1 protein-coding gene is annotated in these 1,721 nt (G+C 39.3%); it reads right to left on the bottom strand.

Translation table 11 applies throughout. The annotated features are described in order from the left end of the window. Positions 1–114: 114 nt before the first annotated feature. Positions 115–1,527 (bottom strand): IS4 family transposase, encoded by a 1,413-nt coding sequence (locus HRT75_RS14740; protein ID WP_291188382.1) that lies wholly within the window; start codon positions 1,525–1,527, stop codon positions 115–117. Positions 1,528–1,721 lie beyond the last annotated feature (194 nt).

Genomic DNA, 1,721 nt, shown 5'->3' on the forward strand with positions numbered 1-1,721 from the left:
TATATCAAACAATGGATAATGATTTAAATATTCAGGTTGTACCTGTAGAGTTAGAGAATGGCAATGTAGAAAGAGTTGAAGCTACTGTTCTTAATGCATCAGGAGATCTATGCTTTACCCATAACTCTCACAAGCTATAGAGGTAAAGGAATGTGCCAATTTCCAAGTTGAAGCAATATCATGTAAACGTTTCAAGCCCCTCCAAAGACTTTTGACACCTGGTTCACCATCATTTTTCCTTCCTAAAAATCCTCCCAATTTGGCAATCCAAACCATAGCTTGTTTAAGGGAAGGAGGTTGAGCTGGAGCGATAGAAGTACAATGGAAATGACAGTAAAGAGATTGCCATTCATGTTGCTCTAAAACTGTATCACTCTTGAGTTGCGGATTTTCTCGACCATGATAAGTGAGCCAGAGTAATCTCCAAGCTACGAGCGCATAAGTAGCTAAAGCTTTCTTAATCCGTTGTGCTGTTTCCAGTTGCAGTTTTTCAACGCCGCAACCACTTTTGAGAACATAATGGTAACGCTCGATCAGCCAACGATAAGTGTACCAACGAATACAACTAACAGCATCCTCAAAATTGTCCACCTCTTTTGTAGTCAGTAAAAGCCAATTAATCGGTTTGACTCCCTCGGCGAAATTCTCTTCCACAGCAGAAATCACATTCAAAGTAATCGGTGATCGGTTATTTCCTTGAGAAAGATTGTTGGGAGCAGAGATGGTTAACATTCCATAACGAATGCTCAAAGTGGCTTCTCTGAGAGGTTGACCATCTTTTTTGGGCACAGAAACCTTTAATGTTCCTGCCTCTGGAGCTTGAGAGATAGATTCTCTGAGATATTTCATCTCATGATTGACACGACGATTGTGGTTAGCTCGAATTAATAATTCCGAGTTGGGTAGTATTACCAAAGCAAACAGCTCATACATGTCACCTTCTCTATCAGCAATCGTGACTATCTTGTTCGTTGATGGAATGGCTAATTCAGCATCAACTAATCCTCTGAGCCATCTTTTACTTTCTTTATTGAAAAGACTGGTACTACCTTTTGATTTCTTTTTCTTGCGCTTTTTATTGGGCTTTTTATTGGGCTCTCTGGTCCAGATTTGTAAGTCTAAAATTCCTAATGGAACTCCTTGTGAACTGACTGCCAGGGTTGAATGGACTTTTAATCCTCTAACATATTTTTGAGAACAAGTTTGTCCAAAGCCTTTGTCCCAAGTCTTGCCCTTATGATGAGTAAAATTAAAGTCACTGGTATCTTGTATCGCTAGGATTACATCCTCCTGTGAAGCTCTTTGTGCTGTTGAGCGTCGATGACCATCAATTATATCCTCACTGCTAAACCTTTCTGAATTCCAGAAATAATAAGTGGCTTTGGTATTCGCCCAATCACCACTTGCTTGAGGGACACTTGCCTCAGGTTGCGCACTTGCTTGTTCCACAATTTTTATCAATCTTTGGTTTAATCGTTTGTCCGGTAAATTAGTGTATTTTAGTTCTTCTGCTGCCCATGATTGCATGATTTTTCTCCTTTAAATTCACTTTTCTAGAATACAATCATAGTAGGTATTTCAGCACTTATGGGTAAGGCATAGTTTAAAAGAGGTTGGAAATGCGACGAAGTGTCCATGAGTTATATTTGTCAAGCAAACTCTTGGATAGGAATATACACACGAGTGGTTGAATGCTCTCCCAGTATTGATAATAAAGATAG

The sequence above is a fragment of the Gilvibacter sp. genome, from assembly GCF_013214815.1.
Taxonomy (GTDB): Bacteria; Bacteroidota; Bacteroidia; order Flavobacteriales; family Flavobacteriaceae; genus Gilvibacter.

Coding starts and splice junctions, on each gene's coding strand:
- HRT75_RS14740 (WP_291188382.1), bottom strand. CDS start 1,527: ATGCAATCATGGGCAGCAGAAGAACTAAAATACACTAATTTACCGGAC.